The 6,435-nt window shown below is 62.1% G+C and carries 6 protein-coding genes and 1 pseudogene; 2 read left to right on the forward strand and 5 right to left on the reverse strand.

The genetic code is table 11. The features are described from left to right. From B6V72_RS18750 to B6V72_RS18770, 5 genes and pseudogenes are all read right to left on the reverse strand, one after another. Window positions 1-183 (reverse strand): annotated as a pseudogene (locus tag B6V72_RS18750) (IS6 family transposase); the annotation flags it as partial. Between the two features lie 295 nt (window positions 184-478). Then, entirely contained in the window at window positions 479-1,753 is a 1,275-nt protein-coding gene (locus tag B6V72_RS18755) for an FAD-dependent oxidoreductase (protein ID WP_088736353.1), read from the reverse strand. Between the two features lie 137 nt (window positions 1,754-1,890). Beyond that, entirely contained in the window at window positions 1,891-2,823 is a 933-nt protein-coding gene (locus B6V72_RS18760) for a proline racemase family protein (RefSeq protein WP_075777650.1), read from the reverse strand. 36 nt (window positions 2,824-2,859) lie between these two features. After that, a complete protein-coding gene (locus B6V72_RS18765; protein WP_088736354.1) occupies window positions 2,860-3,792 on the reverse strand; it encodes a dihydrodipicolinate synthase family protein in 933 nt (310 codons plus the stop codon). 179 nt (window positions 3,793-3,971) lie between these two features. Continuing rightward, a complete protein-coding gene (locus B6V72_RS18770) occupies window positions 3,972-4,685 on the reverse strand; it encodes a GntR family transcriptional regulator (protein ID WP_088736355.1) in 714 nt (237 codons plus the stop codon). Between the two features lie 197 nt (window positions 4,686-4,882). On the opposite strand from B6V72_RS18770, the gene B6V72_RS18775 reads away from it, so the two are divergent. Continuing rightward, window positions 4,883-6,115, forward strand: a complete 1,233-nt coding sequence (locus B6V72_RS18775; RefSeq protein WP_088736356.1) for an amidohydrolase family protein — start codon at window positions 4,883-4,885, stop codon at window positions 6,113-6,115. Beyond that, complete coding sequence (locus B6V72_RS18780) at window positions 6,115-6,378, forward strand: hypothetical protein (RefSeq protein WP_206185824.1); 264 nt, start codon at window positions 6,115-6,117, stop codon at window positions 6,376-6,378. Before B6V72_RS18775 ends, B6V72_RS18780 begins: the two co-directional genes overlap by 1 nt. The last annotated feature ends 57 nt before the right edge of the window (window positions 6,379-6,435 follow it).

A 6,435-nucleotide genomic window follows, 5' to 3' on the forward strand; every position in this document is an offset into this window, starting at 1 on the left:
CGAAACTGCGATCAGCGGCGAGTACTTGGTCACCCAGCGGTTCAGCGTCGCATGGTCAACTCGTACGCCTCGCTCGGTCATGATCTCTTCGAGGTCACGATACGAGACCGTGTAGCGGACATAGAAGAACACTGCGAAGAGGATCACTTCCTTCGGAAACTGCGCGCCCTTGAACGAGATCATCGCTCCGCCTCTATCTGGTGTTGTTGGATGAACGCAACGTCTGGCTCCGCCCCTCCTCGCGTCAACCGCAGAAGTTTGCGACAAAGCCTCAGCGCTTGATTGTAGCTATGCCAGTTGGTGGTCTTGTACGGGGTTTTCGCCGGTCTGCTCATGGCCGCCAGCTATCATGCTGGATTCGCGCAGTGAATCCCCCGCCGCATTTGCATAACAAGGCCCTGACGACCAGTTGAAACTGCCGTACGGTCCCCAGCATCTTTGCAAGATGCCGCCGTTTAGTCCGGATTGTCCCAGCCGGTCAGGGCTGACCACCAAAACGGAGGGGGGCGTAAGGCGCGATATTGAGCGCGAGAGGCCGTCGCGCAACGATATCGGCCACGATTTCGGCGGTGCCGGCAGACTGGGTTAGGCCCAAATGCCCGTGACCGAAGGCATAGGTCACCCGGTCGGCGCGGGGCGAGCGGCCAATTGCGGGCAGGCTGTCGGGCATGGAGGGGCGGAATCCCATCCACTGGGTGCCTCCGGTGCCATCGAAGCCCGGCAGGAATTGCACGGCTTTCTGCACGAGAACCTCGGAGCGCCTGTAATTCGGCGGCAGCTCGAGCCCGCCGAGCTCGACCGAGCCGCCCACGCGAAGCCCGTCGCCGATCTTGGATACGACAAAGCCGTGATTGCTAAAGGTGACATGGGTGCGTAGGTCGAAAGTGCATGTCGGGAACGTAGTGTTGTAGCCGCGCTCGGTTTCCAGTGGGATGCGATCGCCTAGGGTGCGGGCGAGACGATGCGACCAGGCACCGGCGGCCACCACAACCTGATCGGCCCGGAGCAGCCCGGCGGTGGTCTCGAGAACAACCGCATCGCCCTGCTGCACCATCGCCTGCACGTCGTTAGTTTCGAGCACGCCACCGGCGGCACGAAAGCAGGCTGCGAGGTGCTCGGTCCAAAGCTTGGGGTCGACGGTGTTCATCCAGTCGGGGGTGAAACCCGCGTGGGTGAAGCGCGACGCAAGGCCGGGCTGGATCTCGGCAATGGCCTCCGGGCTTTCAAGCAAGTCAAAGGCAATGCCATGCTGACGGCGCAGCTCCCAGGCCGGTAGGCTGGCACGATACTCAGCCTCGCCCTCGTAGACTTGAAGTTGCCCTTCGCGGCGCATCAGGGGCTCGCCCTCGACACGGGCGATCAGCCGTTCGAGCGCGGCACGGGAGAGGGTCATCAGCCGGGCCTGGGCCGAGATCGAGGCCTTATGGCGGCGGGGGCGGCTGGCGGCATAGAAATGCCGCGCCCAGGGCAGCATTTTGTGCGCGTAGGCAGGACGCAGCGACAGCGGCCCGAGCGGATCGAGCAGCCATTTCGGCGCCTTGAGCAGGATGCCCGGAGAGGCCAACGGCTCGACATCGGTAAAGGCGAAGGCCCCGGCGTTGCCGCGCGAGGTCTCCTCAGCCACGCCGCGCCGGTCTAGCAGCGTGACGGCATGCCCGCGGTCCTGCAGCGCCAGCGCCGTGCTGACGCCGATGATGCCGGCCCCGATGACGATGACGGAGGTGCCCCCGCTCTGGTTGTAACTCTCGGACATGTCTGCCCCCTCTTCTGGGCCTGTACCGCGTCCGTCTTACCGCCGGGCGGGGCTGCCTGTGCTGTTGCGATCGCTCGTCTAGAATGGAAGAAAAAATGCCGGACAGACCGGATGGCCCGCCCGGCAGTGGGGGAGTTTCAGGGAGCGATGCCGTTGCGGAACGGGTCGTCGGGATCGAAAATCAGCGTGCTCTCGGCCATTACATGGGCCCTGCCGGTGATCGAGGGGATTACGCCGCCGGTGGGGCCCGCCGCCCAGGAGAGGCGATAGGCCGAGCCGATGATGGAATGCTGGGTGATCTGCTCACCCTCGGCCAGGCGGCCGGAAGCGGCAAGACACGCCAGCCGCGCCGAGCTGCCGGTGCCGCAGGGCGAGCGGTCATAGGCATCATCGGGGCAGAGCACGAAGTTGCGGCTGTGCACTGCCGGATCCTCCGAAGGCCCGTAGAAGATGATGTGGTCGATCAGGCCACCGTTCTCTCCGGCGATACCGGCAGCATGCAGCGCCTCGCGGGTGGCGACGGTGGCATCGGTGAGCGCGCGGATATTGTCGGGCGCCACGGGCAGCGGGCTGGGATCGACGAGGAAAAACCAGTTGCCACCATAGGCAACATCGCCGGTGACGGCGCCGAGGCCTGGCACATCGATGGTGACTTCGGTCATGGTGCGGCGGCTCTCGATATTGGTGACGGTGACCGTATGTGCATCGGTGACCAGCACCGTGACGACGCCGGCAGGCGTCTCGATACGGTGACTGCCGGTGCCAATGCGGCCCATGTGGAAGAGCGTGACGGCCAAGCCGATGGTGCCATGACCGCACATGCCCAGCACAGCCTCGACATCGAAGTAGATCACCCCGGTGATGCAGGTGGGATCGGTGGGCTGAACGAGCAGCGCGCCCACCATTGCCACCTGGCCCCGCGGCTCGAGCACCACAGCGCGATAGGCATCGCGGAATTCGGTAGCAAGGCGGGCGGCCCGCTTAGGCAGCGGCCCGTCGCCGAGATCAGGGAAACCACCAAGAATGACCCGCGTGGGCTCACCGCCGGTGTGGCTGTCGATCACATGCATGTCGGTCTCCTTGGATTCGACGCTTCAGATGGGAGCTCAGGCTGCCCAGGCTGCGTACCAGGCCTTGAACTGGGCGTACTGCGTTTCAACGAATGCCTGCTGTGCCGGGGTCAGCGTATCGGTTTCGTTGAAGTGCAGCGTGTATTCCGCATCGCCGTTCAGAACCATCAGGTACTTGTAGAAGAGTACAAGGTCGACACCTTCGTCGAACTTGGACAGCACGGCCAGCGCCTCTTCGAGCTCCTGCGCCTTAGCACGGGCCGCGACGTCGCCTTTCGCGGCGGCCTTGCACAGCTCGACCAGGTGCAGCACTTCCTTCGGGATGGCGTTGCCGATGCCGGTGATCGCGCCCGTTGCGCCGCATTTCACGAAGCCGTGGAAGACCTGCGTGTCGACACCGACCATCAGGGTAAGGTTTTCGTCGCCGGATGTGATGGTCTCGGCCGCATAGGACATGTCGGCGGCGCCACCGAACTCCTTGAACCCGATCAGGTTGGAGTAGCTGGCGCGCAGGTCGAAAAAGAGATCGGCGCGCGTGGCAAAACCGTAATAGGGGCTGTTGTAGATCACCGCCGGCAGACCGTTGGCGGCCTCGAGGATGGCGGAGAAATGGGCCTTCTGTGCGGAAACCGAGGTGCCGCGGGACAGCACGCGCGGAATGACCATCAGGCCTGCGGCGCCGACGCGGGCAGCGTGGGCGGTGATCGCCACGGCGGATTTTGTGTTGATGGCCCCGGTGCCGACGATAACGGGCACGCCAGCCTCGACCAGCGCATCGACCCCCTTCATGCGCTGCTCATCGGTCAGCAGCGGCCAGTCTCCCATCGATCCGCAGTAAACAACCGCGGACATTCCGGCCGCGATCAGCTCCTTGCCCTTGCGCGCCAGGGCTTCGTAGTCGGGTGTACGGTCTTCTTTGCAGGGGGTCATCAGGGCCGGGATGCAGCCGGTGAAGATGGAGTCGTTCATGAGGCGTCCTTTCGAATTCACGAGGCAATCATTGACAGGGCGAGCCGGTTCTCTCGGGGACCGCAGATCGAAGCGGAGCCCTTCTTGGGAAGATTCCTAACACCCTGTCGTCGACTTGTCGACAAACAAAATGCAAGACCATCAGCGCGCGAGAGTTTCAGCGATCCAAGGACACCATTTCAGAGTGAGATTGAGGAGGCGCTGCGCGAATCCGCCGAAATATAGGACCGGATTTGATGGACGATCTGATCGGCATGCTCAGACGCCAGGCGATCCGACTCCTCGACGTCACGGGCGATCATGACGGAGATCATGCGTTCGTGTTCGATCACGTACTGGCGCGGCAGATTGTCATCGTAGGACCGGTAGTAGAGCCGCAGGATACGCCGCCCGTCATCCAGGAGCCGCCGGAACAGGTCCGTGTAGTACTTGTTGCGACCCGCCTCGGCGATTGCGACGTGGAAATCCCGATTGGTGGCGATCATGCCCAGCACATCGCCACTCTCCACCGCCGCCGAGAAACTCGCCTGATGCTCTCGGATCGCCGCCAGGTCGGCTTCACCATAATGCTGTGCAGCGAGGCGCGCAGTCACGCGGTACATCAATGTCAGCGCGTCGAAGAAGGCGCCCAGCTGCACAAAATCGATGTTGGAAACGATCGTCGTGCGATTGGTCAGTGTGGTGATCAGCCCCTCTGCCGCAAGGCGCACAAGCGCTTCGCGGATTGGTGTGCGCGACATGGAAAAGCGCTCCGAAAGCTCCATTTCATCAATCGGGCTGCCCGGTGCCAACTTAAGATCGATGATCTCGTTCCTCAGCATTTCGTAGACATGGGCAACCCCACCACCTCGCTTGACTTGCGACACTTTGCGCTCTGAAGGCACCCTGCTCATCCGACACTCCTAGCTAACTTCCCCGAGACTTTATGACGTCTTCGCATGCATAAAAATACTTTCGTTATATTTTTACTGTCGACAAGACATGCGTGGCTAGATATATAAATACTGATCAAGACGCTCTTTTATGTGCCCGCTGCCTCCCCCAATCGACTGGCAGCACCGGTTCGCCCAAACAAGCTGGATGCATCAACATGACCCTGACCGCCTATACGAACGCCCGCTTGCTCGACCTGGATGCAGAACGCCTGGGGCAAATCACCACTGTTGTGGTGAAAGGCGACCGGATCGACAGCATCGGCCACCCCGCACCCGAGAGCGCGAAAGTGGTCGACCTTGGCGGCCGCACCCTGATGCCTGGATTGATCGACAGCCACTTTCATGTCGTCGCCCATTCCCTGGATCTCTGGAGCAACGTCACGGCCCCCGATTCCCTTGCGGCCCTGCGAGCTGCCAAGATCATGGAGGGCCTACTGGATCGCGGGTTCACCACCGTACGTGACCTCGGCGGAGCTGATCTGGGCTTGGTGCGGGCAGTTGAGGACGGGCTGATCGATGGCCCGGACCTTGTCATCTGCGGCAAAGGCCTTTCGATGACCGGCGGTCATACCGACTTGCGCGCTCGCACCGACATCCGCCCTGACGCAATGGGCTGGCGACTGGCAAACATGGGCGTGCTAGTGGATGGCGTGGACAACATCCGCTTCACCTGCCGTAAGATGCTCAAGGAAGGCGCCAAATTCATCAAGGTCATGGCTAATGGAGGCGTCTCCTCGCCCAACGACCCCATAGACTCCATCCAATATTCTCGGGACGAGATCCTCGCAATGGTTGAGGAAGCCGAGAATGCCAACACCTATGTCTCTGCCCACGTCTACCACGACAAGGCGATTCGCCGCTGTGTCGAGCTGGGTGTGAAGTCCCTTGAGCACTGCAATTTGATCACCGCCGAGACGGCCAAGATGGCCGCCGAAGCAGGCTGTTTCGCCGTGCCCACGCTGGTTGCCTACGAGGGGCTAAAACTGGAGGGAGCGGCCTTGGGCTTGGGTGCCTCCGAGCAGGCCAAGATCGACATCGTGCGTGACAAGGGGCTGGAGTCTCTGGCGATCATGCGCGACGCCGGGTTGCCCATGGCCTTCGGCACCGACCTGCTGGGCGAGCTGCGCAAATACGGCGGAATGGAATTCGACATCCTGGCCAAGGTTCTCTCGCCCGCAGAAATCTTGCGCTCGGTCACCCAGATCGGCGCAATGGCCTGCATGCGCGACGGCGAAATCGGCGTGATCGCTGAGGGCGCTCGTGCTGATTTCATCGTGGTGGATGGCGATCCCCTTGCTGATGTCACCCTTCTGGGCCGCCCCGAGGAAACTCTGCGCATGGTCGTGAAATCCGGCCGCGTAGCCCGTGACTTCATGGAGGTCGCGTGATGCCGATGGATACCGCACACCTCTTCAAGCTGGTCGCTAGCGCCGATGCCGCCCGTCAGGTTTTTGCCTACCTGCTGGATGGGCTCAACGCCGATGTCGGTAAGGGTCTGACCACAGCCTCTGTCTACGACCTGCCCAACATGCGCTCGCGCCGGGTATTTTCGGAAAACCCGGAGGCCTATGATCTTGGCGGTTTCAAGCCGCTGGAAAAGAACCGATATTTCGATGTCGTTCTGGCCGGAACTAGGGTCAGGATGCATTGATTTCTGTTGCGTCGCGTGATTCACGGCTCCGAAAACGGAGCGGTGACGTGAGCGATC

Origin of the sequence: Thioclava sp. F34-6, assembly GCF_002213235.1 — a bacterium.
Taxonomy (GTDB): Bacteria; Pseudomonadota; Alphaproteobacteria; order Rhodobacterales; family Rhodobacteraceae; genus Thioclava; species Thioclava nitratireducens.